13 protein-coding genes are annotated in these 21,253 nt (G+C 47.9%); all 13 read left to right on the forward strand.

Annotated elements, in window-relative coordinates; genetic code table 11:
* Positions 1-40: 40 nt before the first annotated feature.
* Complete coding sequence (locus tag WMO65_RS09425) at positions 41-1,723, forward strand: sugar phosphorylase (RefSeq protein WP_103731356.1); 1,683 nt, start codon at positions 41-43, stop codon at positions 1,721-1,723.
* Positions 1,724-1,812: 89 nt separating this feature from the next.
* Positions 1,813-3,135 carry an ABC transporter substrate-binding protein gene (locus WMO65_RS09430; protein WP_054353153.1) on the forward strand — a complete coding sequence of 441 codons (1,323 nt, stop codon included), beginning with the start codon at positions 1,813-1,815 and terminating at the stop codon, positions 3,133-3,135.
* 77 nt (positions 3,136-3,212) lie between these two features.
* Positions 3,213-4,100, forward strand: a complete 888-nt coding sequence (locus WMO65_RS09435; RefSeq protein ID WP_018595312.1) for a carbohydrate ABC transporter permease — start codon at positions 3,213-3,215, stop codon at positions 4,098-4,100.
* A complete protein-coding gene (locus tag WMO65_RS09440) occupies positions 4,087-4,932 on the forward strand; it encodes a carbohydrate ABC transporter permease (protein WP_018595313.1) in 846 nt (281 codons plus the stop codon). Before WMO65_RS09435 ends, WMO65_RS09440 begins: the two co-directional genes overlap by 14 nt.
* A 19-nt stretch (positions 4,933-4,951) precedes the next feature.
* A complete protein-coding gene (locus WMO65_RS09445) occupies positions 4,952-6,016 on the forward strand; it encodes a zinc-dependent alcohol dehydrogenase (protein ID WP_018595314.1) in 1,065 nt (354 codons plus the stop codon).
* Position 6,017: 1 nt separating this feature from the next.
* Positions 6,018-6,809 carry a sugar phosphate isomerase/epimerase family protein gene (locus tag WMO65_RS09450; protein WP_018595315.1) on the forward strand — a complete coding sequence of 264 codons (792 nt, stop codon included), beginning with the start codon at positions 6,018-6,020 and terminating at the stop codon, positions 6,807-6,809.
* Positions 6,810-6,872: 63 nt separating this feature from the next.
* Positions 6,873-7,916, forward strand: coding sequence for a Gfo/Idh/MocA family protein (locus tag WMO65_RS09455; protein ID WP_018595316.1), 1,044 nt, complete (start codon positions 6,873-6,875; stop codon positions 7,914-7,916).
* On the forward strand, positions 7,904-10,273 hold the full coding sequence (locus tag WMO65_RS09460) for a glycoside hydrolase family 65 protein (RefSeq protein WP_148392020.1): 2,370 nt from the start codon (positions 7,904-7,906) through the stop codon (positions 10,271-10,273). Before WMO65_RS09455 ends, WMO65_RS09460 begins: the two co-directional genes overlap by 13 nt.
* Positions 10,270-10,911, forward strand: a complete 642-nt coding sequence (gene pgmB, locus WMO65_RS09465) for a beta-phosphoglucomutase (protein WP_018595318.1) — start codon at positions 10,270-10,272, stop codon at positions 10,909-10,911. Before WMO65_RS09460 ends, pgmB begins: the two co-directional genes overlap by 4 nt.
* 340 nt (positions 10,912-11,251) lie before the next feature.
* Positions 11,252-14,368 (forward strand): isoleucine--tRNA ligase, encoded by a 3,117-nt coding sequence (gene ileS / locus WMO65_RS09470; RefSeq protein ID WP_148392019.1) that lies wholly within the window; start codon positions 11,252-11,254, stop codon positions 14,366-14,368.
* 38 nt (positions 14,369-14,406) lie between these two features.
* Complete coding sequence (locus WMO65_RS09475) at positions 14,407-16,869, forward strand: glycogen/starch/alpha-glucan phosphorylase (RefSeq protein ID WP_148392018.1); 2,463 nt, start codon at positions 14,407-14,409, stop codon at positions 16,867-16,869.
* A gap of 619 nt (positions 16,870-17,488) precedes the next feature.
* A complete protein-coding gene (locus tag WMO65_RS09480; protein WP_243128792.1) occupies positions 17,489-20,287 on the forward strand; it encodes a hypothetical protein in 2,799 nt (932 codons plus the stop codon).
* Positions 20,288-20,365: 78 nt separating this feature from the next.
* Positions 20,366-21,250 (forward strand): 16S rRNA (adenine(1518)-N(6)/adenine(1519)-N(6))-dimethyltransferase RsmA, encoded by an 885-nt coding sequence (rsmA, locus tag WMO65_RS09485; RefSeq protein ID WP_148392016.1) that lies wholly within the window; start codon positions 20,366-20,368, stop codon positions 21,248-21,250.
* Positions 21,251-21,253 lie beyond the last annotated feature (3 nt).

Below are 21,253 nucleotides of genomic sequence, written 5' to 3' on the forward strand. Positions count from 1 at the left end.
GTTGTCTTTTAGTGACAACGTTGTCAGAAAGGAGAAAAATATGAACCTGGAAACAAAGGCAAGACAGAGGCTGGCCGTCATCTATAAAGACGACGGAAAAATAAGCGAAGCCTGGGACAAAATTTCCCGTCAGCTGCAAAAGTATCAGCCGGCGGAAGAAAAAGGAAAGAAGTTAACCCAGAGAGATAGTATTTTGATCACATACGGAGATACTATCACCAAAAAGGGAGAACCGGGTCTTCAGGTACTTCATAAATTTTTGGAAGATTTTGTGGGGGATGCGGTGACAAATGTACATCTGCTCCCAATGTATCCCTATACATCAGATGATGGATTTTCTGTGGTGGATTACAGAAGCATCAATCCGGAACTGGGTGACTGGGAGGATATATCCGCACTATCTGAAAATTACGGGCTGATGTTTGACGCGGTGATCAACCATATATCCAAAAGCAGTGAATGGTTCAGCCGTTATCTGGAATGCGAGGCACCTTACAGAGATTATTTTATCACCTGTGATCCAAATGCGGATTACAGCACAGTGACCAGGCCAAGAGCACTTCCTCTTCTGACGGCCTTTCACACAAAGGAGGGGGAAAAGCATGTATGGACAACCTTCAGTGAAGACCAGATCGACCTGAATTTTGAATGTCCCGATGTGCTTGCGGAGGTTCTCGATATTCTGGTCATGTACGCAAAGGCAGGGGCAAAATTTATACGGCTGGATGCCATTGGGTTTATGTGGAAACAGCTTGGAACAACCTGTATGCATCTGCCGGAAACACATGAGCTTATCAAACTCATGAAGGATGTGCTGCAGGAATACGCACCGGGCACAAAACTGATCACAGAGACAAATGTTCCCCATGCGGATAATATCAGTTATTTCGGCAATGGGGAGGATGAAGCTGATCTGGTTTACCAGTTTCCGCTGCCGCCGCTCACCATGTATTCCCTCTTAAAGGGAGATGCATCCATTCTCAGTTCCTGGATGGCAGGCCTCAAACTTCCAGGCAGCAGGGTAACATATTTTAATTTTCTCAGTTCCCATGACGGAATCGGGGTGAGACCCACTGAGGGTATCCTGAGTGACGAAGACAGACAGTTTCTTGTGGAGGCGGCTCTTAAAAACGGAGGCAGGGTTTCTTATAAAGATAACGGAGACGGGACCAAAAGCCCTTACGAGCTGAATATCAATTATCAGGATGCCCTGGCAGGACCCGATGAGTCAGACGAGGAACGGATTGGAAAATTCCTGGCAGCAGAGACTATTTTACTTTCCATGCAGGGTGTTCCCGGTATTTACATCCACAGCCTGCTGGGTTCCAGAAACGATTATTCCGGTATGACCACATCGGATATCCCCAGAAGGATCAACCGGGAGAAGATAGATTATGATTATCTGAAGCAGCAGTTAGACGGAAAGACAAACAGAAGCAGGATCTTTCATGAAATGCGCAGAAGACTCCGGATCAGAAACGGGGAGAGCGCATTTTCACCGGAGGCAGAACAGGAGGTCATGGACCTGGATCCGAGAGTTCTGGCACTGAAACGTGAGAACAGGGAAACAGGAGAGATCATTTACGCGCTGATAAATGTATCCTCCCATAATGTTGAACTGAATCTTCCGCACATCTGCGGAAAGGACCTGCTCTTTGATAAAGAGATACAGGAAAAAATCAGCATGGTACCATACGGTACAGTCTGGCTGAAAAAACAGTGATTGTTGCAGAAAGGCGGCGTCCGAATTGTTTTAAGACGGTCTTTTTGACACAAATAAATAATGAGAATTCAAAAAAAGGAGAAAAAATTATGAAGAAAAAAGCATTGTGTGTATTACTGGCAGCAGCCATGGTTTCCACCTTTACAGCAGGCTGCGGAAGCAGCGGAAGCGGCAAAGAAGAAGCGAAAGGTGACAGCAAAAGCGGTAAGGTAAAGATCCAGTTCATGCACCAGCAGGTAGAACAGGAACGGCAGGATGTGGTGCAGGCGATCATCGACGATTTTGAAAAGGAAAATGAAAACATTGAAGTGGAGTCCATCCCGGTAAATGAGGATGACTATGATTCCAAGATCGTAGCTCTCGGAGGAAGCGGCGAACTTCCGGCCATCATTGAATACAGCCAGGACCAGGCAAAAACAAGTGTGTCAAACCAGTTCACAAACCTGGACGCAGTGAAAGAAGTCATTGACCAGAAGGGAGAGGATTCCTTCTACGAAGGCGCGCTGGATGTGACAAAGACAGAGGACGGAAGCGGATATGTAGGTGTTCCGATCTGCAGCTGGGTACAGGGAATCTGGGTCAACACAGCGATGCTTCAGGAGAAAGGACTGGAGCTGCCGGAAAACTGGGATGATATCCTGGAAGTGGCTGCAGCATTCAATGACCAGGCCAACAAAAAATACGGCATTGCTCTTCCAACATCAGAGTCAGCCTTTACAGAGCAGGTATTCTCACAGTACGCTCTGTCCAATGACGCAAACGTATTTGACAAGGATAAAAATGTTACAGTAAATACACCGGAAATGAAAGAAGCTGTTGAATTCTACAAAGAGCTGGCATCTTACTCCATGCCGGGCTCCACAGAAGTTGCAGATGTAAAAGATGCTTTTGTCGGAAAGAACACACCGATGGCAATGTACTCCACCTATATTTTAAACGCAGTGAAGGAAGCCGGATTTGCTGAGGACCTGGCACTGGTTCTGCCGAACAAGAAAGAGCCTGTTTCTTACGGCTGTATCACAGTTCTGGGTATTGCTGACGGTATGGAGGACGCAGAAACAGATGCTGCCAAGAAATTTGTCTCCTTCCTTCTGGAAAAAGAGAATAATATCAATTGGCTGAACATGGCACCGGGCGGAATCCAGCCGGTATTAAAAGAAGTGAGTGATGATGCTGCCTACACCGATATGGAAGAGCGTAAGGCATTCGCAGGATTAAACGATGATATCGCAGCAGCGGTTGACAGCCTTCAGCTCTTTGGTACTGTTGATGGAAAGAATTTTACAGAGATGGGCGATGTGACAAACACAGGTGCTATCAGCAAAATGATCAACAATGTGGTTGTACAGAACGCTGACATTGATAAAGAACTTGAAACTGCACAGGAAGCAGTTGAAAAACTGATCAAATAAAGGAAAAGAGATGCTGTGCGGGCGGCGGACTGTCCGCCTGTACAGCAGCCTTTGATAAAAGCAGAAAGGGGAAAGGAATGAAGTCCAAAAAGAAAAAACTGGGCGGAAATGATACCAGATTTGCTTATGCCCTGCTGGCACCAAGTCTGATTCTGCTGGTATTGCTGATAGGTTATCCTATGATTTACAATATTGTGATCAGTTTCCAGGATGTGCCCATCAATCCCAGAATGGCGTCAGAGTTTGTGGGTCTTGATAATTTTAAGGCTGTATTTCAGGATAAAAGCTTCTACCAGTCCGTATTTGTCACCCTGATCTTCACCGTTCTGGTAACTGCAGTAAGTACCGCGTTCGGTCTGGCTATCGCAGTATTCATGAACCGGGAGTTTGTGGGTAAAAAGCTTGTAAATTCAATTATTATTCTGTCTTACGTGGTTCCGGCTGTGTGTCTTATTTTCGCATGGCGTTATATGTTCAACAATATTTATGGTATCATTAACTATATCATAGTGGATGTGCTCAAGCTGGCAGATGAGGTTCCGTTATGGTTTGACCAGCCGGCAAGTGCGTTTATCCTTGTCACTATATTTGCTATATGGAAATTCTATCCGTATGCATACATGTCCTTTGTGGCGATCCTGCAGTCTGTGGACAAGAGCCTGTATGAGGCTGCTGACATGGATGGAGCTACCTCATGGCAGAAGTTCCTGGCAGTTACATATCCTGCCATCAAACCAACACTGGTAACAGTAGTCAGCCTGAGGACAATCTGGGTATTCTACATTTATACGGAAGTATATCTCCTGACAAAACAGGTAAATGTACTGGGTGTATACCTGTACGATATGGCTTTTGCCACACATGATTTCGGCAAGGCAGCAGCCATTTCCATTGTATTGTTCGTGGTGATCTTCAGCCTTGTTATGCTGATCAGAAAGAAGGTGCTGAGAGTTGAAGAAGATTAAGAGAAAAACATTAAAAGAGATATTTTTCTATGTGAGAGTAGTATTGCTGGTTGTGATCCTGCTGTTCCCATTCCTCATCATGCTCAGCGTGTCCATAAAATCCACAGCGGAAACCATTGCGTATCCGCCTACGGTCATTCCGAAGACATGGACCTTCCAGCACTTTATTGATATTTTTGATCCGGGTATTTTCCCGTATCTGAAATACTTTGGAAACAGTCTGTATATTGCCCTGACGGTCTCCGTACTGGCTGTATTTCTGGGGATCCTGGGTGGGTATGCGCTTTCAAAGCTGAAATTCAAAGGAAAAAAGGGAATCAGCGAAATGTTTTTCCTGGTTTATATGTTTTCCGGGATTCTGCTTATCGTTCCCCTGTTCCGTATGCTCTCTGCCATCGGGTTAAAGAACAGCAGAGAGGCTGTAATTGTGTGTATGATCATCCAGACACTTCCCACAGCCATCTATATGACAAGAAGTTATTTTGACACTATACCGAAAGAGCTGGAGGAGGCAGGAAGAGTGGATGGCCTCAGCAAGATGGGCATTATTTTCCGCATCATTGTTCCGCTTTCTATTTCAGGACTGATATCTGTATTCGTTTACGCATTTATGATCGCATGGAATGATGTGCTTTTTGCATCCATATTCATTGACTCCCCGGATATGATGACGATTCCGATCGGACTCAACTCCCTGTTCAATACACCGGATTACGTATGGGGAAGAATGATGGCGGCATCTTTGGTTACCTCGCTCCCTGTAGTGATCATGTATGGATTCAGCCAGAGACTGATCAAGGGCGGCAGAACTGACGGCGGTGTAAAAGGTTAAGGAAAAGAGGAGAACTGACATGAAAAAATTAGTGGCTACAGCACCCAGAGTTGCTGAACTGAAAGACTATACAGACAGAGAGATAAACAGTAATGAAGTAAAGATAAAGGTGGAGTTTGCAGCTCCCAAACATGGCACTGAGCTGGCGGATTTCCGCGGCACCACTCCTTTTATTGACGGGAAATTCGATGAGGAGTGGAGGGTTTTCACAGAGCGGGGTGAAGATGAACCCAGAGGTATTGAATTTGGAGACCTGGCACTTGGAAATATGTTCGTTGGAACGATCGTAGAAAAGGGCGCAGATGTTACAGAGTATGAAGTGGGTGACCGCGTATGCTCCTACGGACCCATTAAAGAGACCCAGATCGTAAATGCAGTGGACAATTACAAGCTCAGAAAAATGAGTAAAGAGGCATCCGCGAAGAATGCGGTCTGCTATGACCCTGCACAGTTTGCGCTGAGCGGAATCCGGGATGCGGATGTTCGCCCGGGCGACCGTGTTGTGGTGATCGGGCTCGGCGCCATCGGACAGATTGCCCTGCAGTTTGCGGCAAAGATCGGTGCCACCACAGTGATCGGTATTGACCCCATTGCGAAGAGAAGAGAAATCGCAGAAAAACACGGCGCACATTACACCATTGATTCCATGAGCTGCGACGCCGGAATGGAGATTAAGAAGCTGACAGATAAAAAGGGTGCTGATGTTATTATCGAGACAAGCGGTAATGTACATGCCCTGCAGTCCGCGCTGAAAGGTCTGGCTTATAACGGAACCATCGCTTATGTGGCATTTGCAAAACCATTCCCTGCAGGCCTGTGGCTTGGGCAGGAGGCACACTTCAATTACGGCAAGATCATTTTCTCCCGTGCCTGCAGTGAGCCGAACCCGGAATATCCGCGCTGGGACAGACACAGAATCGAAGATGTGTGCTGGGAGCTTCTTATGAACGGTTATCTTGACTGTGATGACATTATTTATCCGGTAGTACCCTTTGACAAATGCGCGGAAGGATTCTGCTATTACGTTGACCAGCACCCGGAAGAGAGCATTAAACTGGGTGTAGACTTTACAGGGAGGGAATAATATGCTGTTAGGAACACAGGATAAGGATTTTTTTCCGGAAGACCTGATTGAAAAATTCAAATTCGTAAAAAATATGGGATTTGAATGTTTTGAGATAGACGGAAAAGTGCTGACAGACAATGTAGAAACAGTAAAACAGGCCATTAAAGAGTCAGGTCTTCCCGTGTCCAGCGCCTGCGGCGGCTACAGAGGCTGGATCGGGGACTTTATAGAGGAGCGCAGGGAGAATGGTGTGGAGGATTTAAAAGAGATCATCCGTGCCTTGAAGGAAGTAGGGGGAACCGGTGTTGTGGTACCTGCTGCCTGGGGTATGTTCACTTTCCGTCTTCCGCCGATGGTATCTCCCAGAAGTCATGAAGGGGATGTAAAGGCTATTTTGAAATCACTTTCAGAGCTGGAGCCTGTGGCAAAGGAGAATGGGATCTACATTTACCTGGAACCTTTGAACCGTTATCAGGACCATATGCTGAACACCCTGCAGGATGCCATGGATATTATCCGCAGAGGCGGCTTTGAGATGGTCAAGATCACGGCTGACTTTTATCATATGGCCATCGAAGAGGATGATATCTCCCGCTCTCTTACAGAGTTCAGGGATGTGATCGGACATATCCACATTGCGGAGAACCACAGATATCAGCCTGGTACCGGGTCCATTGACTGGAACAGGCATATGCAGACTTTAAAGAATATAGGATATGAGGGCGCTGTTGTAAATGAAGGAAGGATCCGCGGGGATGATCCGCTGGAGGTATATCAGAAATCCGTTGATTTTATGAAGCAGTTTCTGTAAAAAACACCGCCGGCGTCTCAGGATGCCGACGGTGTTTTCTCTGCCCTCAAGAGGAGGATAAAGATGGATAAATTGAAAATGGCAATCATTGGTTCCGGCCAGATCGCCAGGGTGACACATATACCAAATTATCAAAGCATGGAAAATGTAGAGCTGGTGGGAATTTGTGATACCAACCCTGACGCTGCGAAGGCAGTGGCAGAGCAGTTTGGGATTGCGCGGTATTTCGGAAATCATCTGGAAATGCTGTCTGAGCTTCGGCCGGATGCGGTGACAATCTGCGTGCCCAATAAATTCCACTGTCAGATCACACTGGACGCGCTGGAGGCAGGCTGTCATGTATTATGTGAAAAGCCACCTGCCATAACTGTTCAGGAGGCACAGGCCATGGAAAAAAAGGCGGAAGAAAAGAAGCTGCTTCTGTCTTACGGGTTTCATTTCCGGCACAGTGAGCAGACTGCATTTTTGAAAGAGAAGATTCTGGCGGGGGATTTTGGTACCATTTATAATACGAACGTGCAGTGGCACAGAAGAAGAGGAATTCCCGGCTGGGGTAATTTTACCAATAAAGCTATGCAGGGAGGCGGCCCGCTGATTGATATCGGGGCACATATGCTGGACTGTGCGCTCTATCTTCTGGGGTATCCGCAGATTTCTTACGTGTGTGCTTCTTCCAGTGACAGAATCGGAAAAAGAGGCGGCCAGGGCCTTATGGGAACATGGGACGGTGGACGCTTTACCGTGGAGGACGGACTCTTTGGGTTTATACATTTTGCTGATGGAACCAGTATGAGTCTGGAAACATCCTTTGCCATTAATATGAAAGAACGTGATCTGAGGAAAATACAGTTATACGGAGATAAGCTGGGCGCAAACGTATTTCCTCTTGAAATATACGGGGAAGAACAGGGACAGCTTACGGACAAAAGTTTTCCGTTCATGGAGATGAGGGATTGGCACAGAGACAGTGAGGAGAACTTTGTAAAAGCCTGTCTTGGCAGGGAGCCGCTGCTGGTCACAGCCGAGCAGGGGACATATGTTCAGCGTGTGATCGGGGCATTATACAAAGCAGCCGAAAGCGGCATGCCTTATATATGGCAGGAATAGCTGACGGACGGCTGACAGATGGGAGAGGAAGAGACAGAATGATTCACTATGCGATTGAAAAACAGGGCGGAGAGATCTGGCTCAGACAGAAGAAATACGAACCTCGTTTTGCTTTGAAGACAGAATCTGTGTTTGCACAGTGTAATGGATATATGGGTGTCCGGGCTTCCCTTGGCCTCCCCTCTCTGGATGGGAAGAAGGGGATGTTCATAGCCGGTCTCTACAACAGGGCCTATGAGGAGGAAGTTACGGAACTTGTCAACTGCCCTGATGTGACAGGCTATGAGCTGGTGCTGGACGGGGAGCCGGTGCTGCCGGACAGCCGCTGTCTTACAGAGTTTGAGAGGAAATTCAATATCCACACAGGAGAGCTGGTGATCACATCTACCTATGAACTGGAATCAGGCGCAAGCTTCTGCCTGACAGACCGCCGGTTTGCCTCCATGGAAAATGAGCATCTGTTTGTACAGAGTATCGGAATCACCATGCAGAAGGGATGCATAAAGAACGGCGGAATCTGTACCGGAATCGACGGACAGCAGACCAACAGCGGTGTGTCCCACTTTAAGAAGGTGAACTGCCGGGTGTACGACAGAAAGTATCTGCATGTGGAGGGATATCTGGAGGAGGATACACTGAGTATTCTGGAAGGGGTAAGTTATACCGGAGAAGAGGAGGAGGCTGTGTTTACCCTGAAACGAAGAGGGATCACCGGCAGATATTTCTTCAGTATTCCGGATGGAGGAACCTGGGAATTTACCAAATATGTCTATATCCAAAATGAAAAAGACTCTCTTGGCCTGGACAGGCAGAAGAAGCTGCTGGAAAAATGCAGTGAGGCAGGGTATGCAGATGTCTTTTTAAAGCATAAGAAAATAATGCAGGATATCTGGAGACAGGCCCGGATTGAGATTGACGGGGCCAGTCCGGAGGAAGAGGCAGCAGTCAGTTTTGCCCAGTATCATCTGCTGGGAATGATGCCCTGGCACAGTACAGACTGCAGTATTGCGGCAAAAGGACTCACAGGTGAGGGGTACAAGGGACATGTGTTCTGGGATGCGGAGATTTTTATATTACCGTTTTTCCAGTATGTATTTCCGCAGGCAGCCAGAAATCTGCTGGAATTCCGGTATAAAGGTCTGGACGGAGCCAGGGAAAAGGCAGAGGCATATGGTTACAAGGGCGCCATGTATCCCTGGGAGGCAGCCGTAACAGGGCGGGAAGAGACACCGCTCTACGCAGCGCTTAACATACATACAGGCAAGGCCAACAAAGTGTGGTCCGGGATCAAAGAGCATCATGTGACAGCGGATATTGCCTATGCGGTATGGCAGTATTACAGTGTTACCGGGGACAGAGCATTTATGGAGCGGTTCGGTTATGAGATCATTTTTGAGACGGCTTCTTTCTGGGTATCCCGGGGGCAGTGGGATGAAAAAAGACAGGCTTATGTGATCTGTGACATTATCGGACCTGATGAATATACGGAACACGTGGATAATGACGCATATACCAATTATATGGCGCGCTACTGCTGCAGACTGGCCTCTGTTCTGGCTGAAAAGCTCTGTGCGGAGAGTCCGGATCTGTACCGTGAGCTGGACCGCCGTCTGGGGATGGATAGGAACAGAAAGAGCTGGGAAGAGTTTGCGGACAGGCTGTACGTTCCTGTTCCCAATGAGGAGCTTGTCATTCCCCAGGATGACACATTTCTCTCTAAAAAACGCATCCCGGATATTGAAAAATATAAAAAGTCTCAGATCAAACAGGCAGTCCTCCTGGACTACTCCAGGGACGAGGTGGTTGATATGCAGGTGCTGAAGCAGGCGGATGTGGTTATGCTCCTGAACCTGTTTCCATACATGTTCTCTAAAGAAGTGGTAAAAAAGAATGTTCTCTTTTACGAGGAGAGGACTATACACGACTCTTCTCTGAGTTACTGTGCCCACGCACAGGCCTGCGCTGCCATCGGTGAGACGGAACTGTCCTGGGAGTTCTTTAAAAAGTGTATGGTCATTGACCTGGATGACAATCCAAATGATACAACGGATGGTATCCACGCTGCTTCCCTTGGGGGAATCTGGAGTTGTGTTATCTTTGGATTTGCAGGCATCAGTTTTTCTGACGGAAGGCTGAATGTTTCTCCGCGGCTGCCAAAACACTGGAAGGAGATGCGTTTCTCTGTGAAGGTATATGGGCATGAAATAGATGTGAAAATAAACCGCCGGGAAGTTCTGCTGGAAAGCCGTGAGAAATTTGTGCAGCCTCTGTCTGTGCTGGTGAATGATGAAATATATACTCTGACAGATACCCTGTCAGTGAAGTGCAAAGACAAAGAGGAGGACATATGCGCATGAGAGCAGTGATTTTTGATCTGGACGGTGTTGTAGTGGACACCGCAAAGTATCATTATCTGGCATGGAGAAAACTGGCCGCAGAGCTGGGCTTTGTATTTGACGAGGCAAATAATGAGCGTCTGAAGGGGGTCAGCAGAATGACATCCTTGGAGATCGTGCTGGAGACCGGAAAGATACAGAATCTGTCCATGGAGGAGAAAATAGCGCTGGCGGACAGGAAGAACGGGTACTATCTGGATATGGTGTCCACTATAGATGAATCTGAGATACTGCCGGGCATACCTGCGTTTCTGGAAAGACTGAGAGCGGAGGGTTATAAGATCGCCCTGGGCTCCGCCAGCAAAAGCGGCGGCATGATCCTGAAAAAGCTGGGTCTTATGCCATTCTTCGACGCAGTGGTGGACGGAAACCTGGTGGAACGTGCAAAACCGGACCCCCAGGTGTTTACAAAAGCGGCTGAAATGCTGGGCGTACCTTGTAAAGACTGTGTGGTGATAGAGGATTCGGCGGCAGGGATCGCTGCAGCGGCAGCAGGCGGAATGAAAAGTGTGGGAATCGGCAGCAGTGAAATTCTGGGAAATGCGGACATCGTAGTGCCGGATACGGCAGAACTTCCCGGATTAGACCTGCCGAAATAGCCAAAATCACAGAAAATCTCCCATATCCCTTGACATTTTCTTCTCTATCTATTTATAATGAAATTTGATAAAGACAAAGACGATGATGGAGACAGTATTCTGCAGGAGAAAACCACAGCGAGCCGGGGAAGGTGCAAGCCCGGTATGAGTATCAGCAGAAGAATATCACTCCGGAGCCGCTGCCTGAAATATAAGTAAGGGATGCCGGATTTCCCCCGTTAAAAGGAACGCGTATGATAGTATGTGTAAGAGGTGGTTAAACGATAGCTGAGGCTTTCGTCCTGTTGCAGGGCGGAGGCCTTTTTTATATCCCCCAGGCACAGAGAAAGGAGAATAAGACATGTATCAGAAAGTCCCCACAAACATGAATTTTGTGGAAAGAGAAAAAAACATCGAGAAATTCTGGGAAGACAATGAAATTTTCAAAAAGAGCATGGAACACAGAAAAGAAGGTGAGACCTACACTTTCTATGACGGCCCGCCCACAGCCAATGGCAAGCCTCACATCGGCCATGTTCTGACACGTGTTATCAAAGATATGATCCCGAGATACCGCACCATGAAAGGCTGCATGGTACCGAGAAAGGCAGGATGGGATACCCACGGCCTTCCGGTAGAGCTGGAAGTGGAGAAAATGCTGGGTCTGGACGGCAAGGAACAGATTGAAGAGTACGGTCTGGAACCATTTATCAACCACTGCAAGGAATCTGTGTGGAAATACAAGGGAATGTGGGAGGATTTTTCGGGAACTGTAGGCTTCTGGGCAGATATGGATAATCCCTATGTCACCTACCATGATGATTTCATCGAGTCCGAATGGTGGGCTTTAAAACAAATCTGGGACAAAGGCCTTTTGTATAAAGGATATAAAATCGTTCCCTACTGCCCGCGCTGCGGAACCCCGCTTTCCAGCCATGAGGTAGCCCAGGGATACAAGGACGTAAAAGAACGCTCCGCTATCGCCCGTTTTAAAGTAAAAGGCGAGGACGCATATATTCTGGCATGGACCACAACACCCTGGACCCTTCCGTCCAATGTGGCACTGTGTGTGAACCCAAATGAAACCTATGTAAAAGTGACATCCGGGGAATACACCTACTATATGGCAGAAGCACTGCTTGATAAGGTTCTGGGAGAAGGAAATTATGAGATCCTGGAGCGCTATACAGGAAAAGAACTGGAGTACAAAGAGTATGAGCCGCTCTTCCCATTCGTAGAACTGAAAAAGAAAGCATACTATGTTACATGCGATACTTATGTAACGCTGACAGACGGTACCGGTGTGGTTCATATTGCACCTGCCTTCGGTGAAGATGACAGCAAGGTGGGAAGAGCCTATGACCTGCCGTTCTTACAGTTAGTAGATGAAAAAGGTGAGATGACCGCAGAGACTCCGTGGGCAGGTACTTTCTGCAAAAAAGCAGATAAAGAAGTGCTGATTGACCTGGAAAAACGCGGCCTGCTGTTTGATGCGCCTGTATTTGAGCACAGTTATCCCCACTGTTGGAGATGTGACACTCCGCTGATCTATTATGCAAGAGAGTCCTGGTTCATCAAGATGACAGCCGTGAAGGAAGACCTGATCCGCAACAACAATACGATCAACTGGATTCCGGAAAGTATCGGCAAGGGACGCTTCGGAGACTGGCTGGAAAATGTACAGGATTGGGGTATCAGCCGTAACCGCTACTGGGGAACCCCGTTGAATGTGTGGGAATGTGAATGCGGACATATGCACTCCATCGGAAGCAAAGAAGAGTTAAAGGCAATGTCCGACAACTGTCCGGATGACATTGAGCTGCACAGGCCATACATTGACAATGTCACCATCCGCTGCCCGAAATGCGGCAAAGAGATGCACCGTGTGCCTGAGGTGATTGACTGCTGGTTTGACTCCGGTTCCATGCCTTTTGCACAGCATCACTATCCGTTTGAAAATAAAGACCTGTTTGAGCAGCAGTTCCCGGCAGATTTCATCTCCGAGGCTGTGGACCAGACAAGAGGATGGTTCTACTCTCTGCTGGCTATCTCAACCCTGATCTTCAACAAGGCTCCGTTTAAGAATGTAATCGTGCTGGGCCATGTGCAGGATGAAAACGGACAGAAGATGAGCAAGTCAAAGGGCAATGCCGTTGATCCGTTTGAGGCTCTGGATACCTACGGGGCTGATGCCATCCGCTGGTATTTCTATGTAAACAGTGCGCCCTGGCTGCCGAACCGTTTCCACGGCAAGGCTGTACAGGAGGGACAGCGCAAATTCATGGGTACCCTGTGGAATACCTACGCGTTCTTCGTGCTGTATGCAAATATCGACAACTTTGACGCTACAAAATACAAACTGGAATACGACAAGCTTCCTGTTATGGATAAATGGCTGCTGTCCAGGCTCAATACCCTGGTGAAAACCGTGGATGACAACCTGGCAAACTACCGCATCCCTGAGACAGCCCGCGCGCTGCAGGATTTTGTGGATGAGATGAGCAACTGGTATGTGAGAAGAAGCCGTGAGCGTTTCTGGGCAAAAGGTATGGAACAGGATAAGATCAATGCTTATATGACTCTGTACACAGCCCTTGTGACTGTTGCAAAAGCAGCAGCACCTATGATTCCGTTCATGACAGAGGATATTTACCAGAACCTTGTGAGAAGCATTGACAAGAACGCACCGGAAAGTATCCATCTGTGTGACTTTCCGGAATGCAATGAGGCGTGGATCGATGCTGAACTGGAAGAGAACATGGAAGACCTTCTGGAAATCGTGGTAATGGGCCGTGCATGCAGAAATGCGGCAAATATCAAGAACCGCCAGCCGATCGGCAAAATGTTCGTCAAGGCCCCGTTCCAGCTCTCCGACTTCTATAAAGAGATCATTGAGGATGAACTGAATGTGAAGAAGATGAACTTTACAGATGATGTGAGAGACTTCACATCCTACAGCTTCAAGCCTCAGTTAAAGACCGTGGGACCAAAATACGGCAAGCACCTGAACAGCATAAGAGCAGCCCTTTCCTCCATCGACGGCAATGCAGCCATGGATGAGCTGAAGGCCGGCGGCGAGCTGAAACTTGACATTGACGGTCAGGAAATAGTATTATTAGAAAGTGACTTACTCATTGACACTGCGCAGATGGAAGGATATGTTTCCGAATCAGACAATGACATCACGGTTGTACTCGATACAAACCTGACTCCGGAATTAATTGAAGAGGGCTTTGTGAGAGAGATCATCAGCAAAGTCCAGACCATGCGTAAAGAGGCTGGTTTCGAGGTAATGGATAAAATCAGAATTTCCCTTACAGGAAACCAGGTGATTGAGGGCATCTTCCGCGCTCACGAGGCGGACATCAAGGCAGAGGTACTGGCAGAAGACGTCAACTACAATGAAGTAAGCGGCTATACAAAGGATTGGAAGATCAATTCTGAAAGCGTGACATTAGGTGTGGAGAAGATTTCATAAGGAATCTTCCCGGCCGGTCAGTTCCGGAGGAGGAGAAAATGTTAGATAATAATTTCAAAAAAGAAGAGTTTAAGAAAAGCGTCAGGGAAAATGTAAAGATGCTTTACAGAAAGACCATTGAGGAGGCAAGCCAGGAGCAGATTTTCCAGGCAGTTTCCCTTGCGGTCAAGGACGTTATTATTGACAACTGGTTATTGACACAGAAGCAGTATGAAAAAGATGACCCGAAGATTGTATACTACCTGTCCATGGAGTTCCTTATGGGCCGTGCGCTGGGCAACAACCTGATCAACCTGTGCGCATACAATGAAGTGAAAGAGGCACTGGAGGAACTGGGATTTGACTTAAATGTGATCGAAGACCAGGAGCCGGACCCGGCCCTTGGAAACGGTGGTCTGGGAAGACTGGCAGCATGTTTCCTGGATTCCCTGGCAACTCTGGGCTACTGCGCTTACGGCTGCGGTATCCGTTACCACTATGGTCTGTTCAAACAGAAGATCGAGAACGGATTCCAGGTGGAAGTACCGGATAACTGGCTGAAAGACGGATATCCATTCGAGCTTCGCCGTCCGGAATACGCCAAAGAAGTAAAATTCGGCGGATATGTAAAGGTAGTATATGACCCTGCCACAGGCAGAAACAATTTCGTACAGGAAGGTTACCAGTCTGTACTGGCTATTCCATACGACATGCCTATCGTGGGTTACAACAACAAGATCGTCAACACCCTGAGAATCTGGGATGCACAGGCCATCAGTGAATTCCAGCTTGATCTGTTTGACAAGGGTGACTACAGAAAAGCAGTTGAGCAGGAGAACCTTGCAAAGAATATCTGTGATGTCCTTTATCCCAATGACAATCACTATGCAGGTAAAGAGCTGCGTCTGAAACAGCAGTATTTCTTCATCTCCGCAAGTATCCAGGCTGCCATTGAGAAATTCAAAAAATCTCACAGCGACCTGCATGAACTGCCGAAGAAAGTTACCTTCCAGTTAAATGATACCCATCCGACCATGACTGTGGCGGAGCTTATGCGTATCCTTCTGGACGAGGAAGGCATGACCTGGGAGGAGGCATGGGAGATCACAACCCATACCTGCGCTTACACCAACCATACCATTATGGCAGAGGCACTGGAAAAATGGCCCATCGAGCTGTTCTCCAAACTGCTTCCCCGTATTTACCAGATCATTGAGGAGATCAACCGCAGATTCATCCAGGAAATCAACAATAAATATCCGGGCAATCAGGAGAAAGTCCGCAAAATGGCTATCATCTATGACGGCCAGGTCAAGATGGCACATCTGGCTATCGCAGGCGGTTACTCCGTAAACGGTGTTGCAAGGCTGCACACGGAAATCCTGAAGAAACAGGAGTTAAAGGATTTCTATGAGATGTATCCTGACAAATTCAACAACAAGACAAACGGTATCACACAGAGACGTTTCCTGCTCCACGGCAACCCGCTGCTGGCAGACTGGGTAACAGACCATATCGGAGACGGATGGGTGACTGACCTTTCACAGCTCTCCAAGCTGAAAGTATATGCAGATGACAAGAGAGCACAGCAGGAGTTCATGAATATCAAATATCAGAACAAGGTGCGTCTTGCAAAATATATTCTGGAGCACAACGGCATTGAGGTGGATCCGCGTTCTATCTTCGATGTACAGGTAAAGCGTCTGCATGAGTACAAACGCCAGCTTATGAATATTCTGCATGTGATGTATCTGTATAACCAGATCAAAGAGCATCCGGAAATGGATTTCTATCCGAGAACCTTCATTTTCGGCGCAAAAGCCGCAGCGGGATACGTGCGTGCAAAACTTACGATCAAGCTGATCAACGCAGTTGCAGATGTGGTGAACAATGATAAATCTATCAACGGAAAACTGAAAGTAGTATTTATTGAGAACTATCGTGTATCAAATGCGGAGATGATCTTCGCTGCAGCCGATGTGTCTGAGCAGATATCTACTGCAAGTAAAGAGGCGTCAGGAACCGGTAACATGAAGTTCATGCTGAATGGTGCGGTTACTATCGGTACTATGGATGGTGCCAATGTGGAGATCGTGGAAGAAGTGGGCGAGGAGAATGCGTTTATCTTCGGTCTGTCCTCCGACGAGGTTATCAACTATGAAAACCATGGCGGATATGATCCCATGCAGTATTTCAACAATGATCCGGATATCCGTAATGTGCTGATGCAGCTGATCAACGGAACGTATTCCAATGGTGACTTTGAGCTGTTCCGGGATATCTATGATTCACTGCTGAATACAAAGAGCAGTGACAGGGCAGATACTTACTTTATTCTGGCTGACTTTAAGGCTTATGCGGAAGCACAGAAGCGTGTGGAAGAGGCTTATAAGGATGAAGCGGGATGGGCTAAGAAGGCGCTGCTGAATACGGCATGCTCCGGTAAGTTCACGTCTGACAGGACGATACAGCAGTATGTGGATGAGATCTGGCATTTGGATAAGGTTACGATTGATAAATAGAGATAGTGTTATCCTGGTGAGTGCAGGGTGATGAGGTGAGGGGGCTGTCCTGATGAATTGAGAGGTTCATGAGGGGCGGCTCCTTTTTGTGTGGGGTAAAACCGGACGCCGGGTCTGGCCATAAGCTTCCCTGTACGGACGGGAGCAGAGAACTTCCGAGCTAACACGCAACCCGCACTAAGTTCATCGCCTTAGGGCTCTTCACTAAGTGCTTGCTAGCGTGTGGATCTCGTAAGATTCTCTAAGCGCTCCTAAACGCCCGTACAGGGAAGCTTATGGCCAGACCCGGCTGTGCGTTTAGGCGGGAGGTGTAAGCAGTTCGATGCGGGACACGATATAGAACGCTGTTTGTGTCAGACGTTTACTTGCCGTTATCGGTTTAAAATACGGGTAGAATACTGACAAAATAGAAAATATTAAAATGATTTCTGAATTTGATGATAAAATATATCTGACATGTAATAATTGGTGTATTTGTCAAAACTACGTGCCAATCATTTCTTTTGACATCCTTTTTGGTCTATGGTACACTGAAAATAATTATGGAGAAATATACCCTACCGTAATAATGTCTGAAGACTACTCGAAATTGAAGAATATACTAACAGAGGTGAAAACAGTGGACAAGAACGAATACCGTGCCAAGCTGGACGTGATCAACGATCTGGTTGACAGGCAGGACTATAAGGGGGCTCTGGAAATTGTCGATACGATTGACTGGCGCAGGGTGCGAAGTGCAAGAACACTCTGTATGGTCGGCGAGATTTATGAGGCGAATAAACGGTATGAAGACAGCCGCAGGCTGCTCATACTGGCACATCAGAGGGCACCTATAGGAAAAACAGTAATATACCGGCTGGTTGAGCTGGCAATCAAAATGGGGAATTTTGATGAGGCAGTGGAATATTACAACCAGTTTGTAGAAATCTCCCCGAATGATAACTCACGTTACATATTAAAGTACAAGATCTACAGAGGAAGACGTTCACCCATCCAGGAACAGATCGCAATTCTGGAAGAATACAAGGGACGTGAGTATACGGAGCGCTGGTCTTATGAGCTGGCAAGGCTGTATGCCAAGGCCGGTATGAAGGACAAATGTGTGGAAGAATGCGATGACCTGATTCTCTGGTTCAGTGAAGGCAAATACGTGATAAAAGCCATGGAGCTGAAAATGAAATATGCTCCGCTTTCTCCAAGCCAGGAGGAAAAGTACAGAAATCGTTATGTGGAACCGTCACCGGAGAGCGCCGCGGCAGCCGCAGCAGCTACAATAACCGCAGCCACACAGGCGGCTTCAAAGCTTGTCAGCCAGTCCGTGGGTACAGGAATTGCAGAACAGAATACAGATGAAATGCCCCATATCGAGTCAGTCCGCTCCAGGGCAACCGGAAAGGCACCGGAGGAAGTATCCGTATTTTCACCGATTCTGGAAACAACAGGGGTTTTACAGGATAAAATTGCAAAGGGTATCCGGGATGTATTCTCCGGCGGCCCGAAAGCAGAAGAGCCGGAGGCTGAGACAGATGCGCCGGCAGAATCTGCCGCAGATGATATACAGAGCTACGGCATGGAAGATGACACCAGGGATTACGTGGTAAAAGAACTGGAACCGGACAAACCTGCATCATCCAGCATCACACCTGCAGCCATGAAACAACCGGTATCAAGACCTGTCGAGGCACCGAAAGAGCCTGTCCGGGAGGTTGATTTGGACGCTATTCTGGCTGAGACAGCAGGAGAACTGGCACAGGCAGTCGCAAAGGTATCCGAAGGGGTAACACCGGCAGTTGAAGCCGTGGCCGAAACAGCGGAAAATGTGGCAGAAGACACGGTGATGCCGTCTGAGATATCGGCAGAATCCAATGCGGCAGATGCAGAAAACGATAGAAGTGAACCACAGCCAATATACGAAGCAGATCAGGAGCAGCAGCCGGTTTCAGAAGCAGTGGAGGAGCCGGTAAGAGAATATACGATCGGCTCACAGCCAACGGTTCTGGATGGGGAAGCTGCCCAGTCCGAACAGACAGTTTATGAACCGGCTCAGCCACAGCAGGCGGAAGCGGGATCATTCCAGGCTGAACAGGCAGCATATGAACCGGCTCAGCCGCAGCAGGCGGAAGCGGGATCATTCCAGGCTGAACAGACAGCATATGAATCAGCTCAGCCACAGCAGGCGCAAGCGGAATCATTCCAGGCTGAGCAGACAGCACCGGAATCCCCCCAGTTTGACCAGGCAGTACCGGAGTCAGCTCAGCCACAGCAGGCGGCCCCGGAACCCGTCCAGCCAGAGCTGGAGCAGCCGTCCATGGAATCCATCATGGCAGAGGCGGCCATCACCTCAGAACCGGACGATTTAGAAGGCAGAACCATCGAAATACCGGTAGATGAAGTGAAAGCAGGACTTGGCGGCATGACAATAGATCTGCAGAAAGCCCTGGAGTCAGCAGTTATGGAGCCGGAGACAACGGCACAGTCCAAGAGCGCCGCGCAGCCGGGAGATTATGCACAGCCAGGAAAAGCTGACCGGTCTGAAAGTTTTGAACAGCCTGAATATCCGGAGGATGAATTGGTCCAGACAGTTGCTGAAGACAAGCGTATGCCTAAAGAGGCATCCATGTCTCCTGCAGGGACTGCCACAGAATCCATACTGAGACATCACCTTACCCCGGAAGAACAGAAACGTCTCTTCACTTACTTTGCCCCCATACCGGGCCTGACCCAGCAGATTACAGAAGCACTTGACATTGCACAGGAGTCTGCCTGTGAAAGGACATCAAAATCCGGAAATATAGTGATTACAGGACGCGAAGATGCAGGCAAGACCCGCCTGTCAGAGGGCCTGATAAAAGCCATCTGCAAGGAGCGCCATATGGAAGGCGCCAAGATCGCATATCTGGATGCGGAGAAGATGAATGAGAAGGACCCGGCCTATGTAGTTGACAAGCTGGCCGGCGGCTTTCTGGTAGTGGAAAACGCTTCATCTTTAAAAGCGGATGTGATAGAGAAACTTTCCAAGGCCATGGAATTCAGGACAAACCGTCTGACTGTCATTTTGGAAGACTTGAAGCCGGGCATTCAGAGCCTGGAGAAGACGTATCCGGAGTTTATGGAGAAATTTGATTCCCGCGTAGTCATTCCGGTATTTACCAATGACGAGCTGGTATCCTTTGCAAAGACATATTCCAAAGAGATGGGATACAAAATTGATGACATGGCTGTTCTGGCCCTGTACACCCTGATTGGTGACAACCAGGACGAAGACGATCCCGTATCAGTGGGACAGGTAAAAGAGATGATGGACAACGCGATCAAACGTGCCTCCAGAGGCGGAAGACGCCCGGGCAAAAAAGTGGCAAAACGCCACCTGGATGAGAGCGGACGCATTATGCTTTACGAAAAAGACTTTGATGTATAAAATAATCCCCGGCAGCGCATTGGAGTGTGTAAACTCCGGCCTGCCGGGGAACATTAAATTATGACGGGAGATGAAAAGATGACAGCCCCATACCTGGGAAATCCGAAAAGGACCATAGAGGTCCTGCAGAAATATGATTTTGTTTTTCAGAAAAAATACGGGCAGAACTTTTTAATCGATACCCATGTACTCGACAAAATAATAGATGCCGCACATATTACAAAGGATGACTTTGTGCTGGAGATAGGCCCCGGTATCGGAACCATGACCCAGTATCTGGCACAGGCCGCCGGAAAGGTATATGCGGTAGAGATCGACAAGACGCTGATTCCCATTTTGGAAGATACGCTTCAGGAATTTCCGAATGTGACCATATTAAACGAAGACATTCTGAAAGTCGATATCAAAAAACTGGCAGAGGAGCACAACGCTGGAAAACCAATCAAAGTTGTGGCGAATCTGCCATATTATATTACGACTCCGATTATCATGGGATTATTTGAAAGTGATGTGCCTATTGCATCCATCACGGTTATGGTGCAGAAAGAGGTAGCAGACCGCATGCAGGTGGGACCGGGAACCAAAGACTACGGCGCCCTGTCTCTGGCAGTCCAGTATTACGCTGATCCGTACATTGTGGCAAATGTGCCCCCAAACTGCTTCATGCCGAGACCGAAAGTGGGAAGTGCGGTCATACGCCTGACACGCCACAGAGAACCGCCTGTGGACGTAAGGGATGAAAAGCTCATGTTCCGATTGATCAGAGCCTCCTTTAACCAGAGGCGGAAGACACTGGCTAACGGACTGAACAATTCTCCGGAGCTGTCATTTTTCAAAGAGGAAATACAGCGCACCATAGAATCCTGCGGTTTTCAGGCCGGTATCCGGGGAGAGACACTGACGCTGGCGGACTTTGCGAGACTGGCAAATGCCCTTGCAGACGGAAATACCGCAAAAGAATAACAA

Origin of the sequence: Blautia caccae, assembly GCF_040095955.1 — a bacterium.
In the GTDB taxonomy this organism is placed as follows: Bacteria; Bacillota; Clostridia; order Lachnospirales; family Lachnospiraceae; genus Blautia; species Blautia celeris.

What these genes read in the sequence shown, in the direction of transcription:
- WMO65_RS09425 (WP_103731356.1), top strand. Translation starts at nt 41, where the DNA reads ATGAACCTGGAAACAAAGGCAAGACAGAGGCTGGCCGTCATCTATAAA.
- WMO65_RS09430 (WP_054353153.1), top strand. Translation starts at nt 1,813, where the DNA reads ATGAAGAAAAAAGCATTGTGTGTATTACTGGCAGCAGCCATGGTTTCC.
- WMO65_RS09435 (WP_018595312.1), top strand. Translation starts at nt 3,213, where the DNA reads ATGAAGTCCAAAAAGAAAAAACTGGGCGGAAATGATACCAGATTTGCT.
- WMO65_RS09445 (WP_018595314.1), top strand. Translation starts at nt 4,952, where the DNA reads ATGAAAAAATTAGTGGCTACAGCACCCAGAGTTGCTGAACTGAAAGAC.
- WMO65_RS09450 (WP_018595315.1), top strand. Translation starts at nt 6,018, where the DNA reads ATGCTGTTAGGAACACAGGATAAGGATTTTTTTCCGGAAGACCTGATT.
- WMO65_RS09455 (WP_018595316.1), top strand. Translation starts at nt 6,873, where the DNA reads ATGGATAAATTGAAAATGGCAATCATTGGTTCCGGCCAGATCGCCAGG.
- WMO65_RS09460 (WP_148392020.1), top strand. Translation starts at nt 7,904, where the DNA reads ATGGCAGGAATAGCTGACGGACGGCTGACAGATGGGAGAGGAAGAGAC.
- pgmB (WP_018595318.1), top strand. Translation starts at nt 10,270, where the DNA reads ATGAGAGCAGTGATTTTTGATCTGGACGGTGTTGTAGTGGACACCGCA.
- ileS (WP_148392019.1), top strand. Translation starts at nt 11,252, where the DNA reads ATGTATCAGAAAGTCCCCACAAACATGAATTTTGTGGAAAGAGAAAAA.
- WMO65_RS09475 (WP_148392018.1), top strand. Translation starts at nt 14,407, where the DNA reads ATGTTAGATAATAATTTCAAAAAAGAAGAGTTTAAGAAAAGCGTCAGG.
- rsmA (WP_148392016.1), top strand. Translation starts at nt 20,366, where the DNA reads ATGACAGCCCCATACCTGGGAAATCCGAAAAGGACCATAGAGGTCCTG.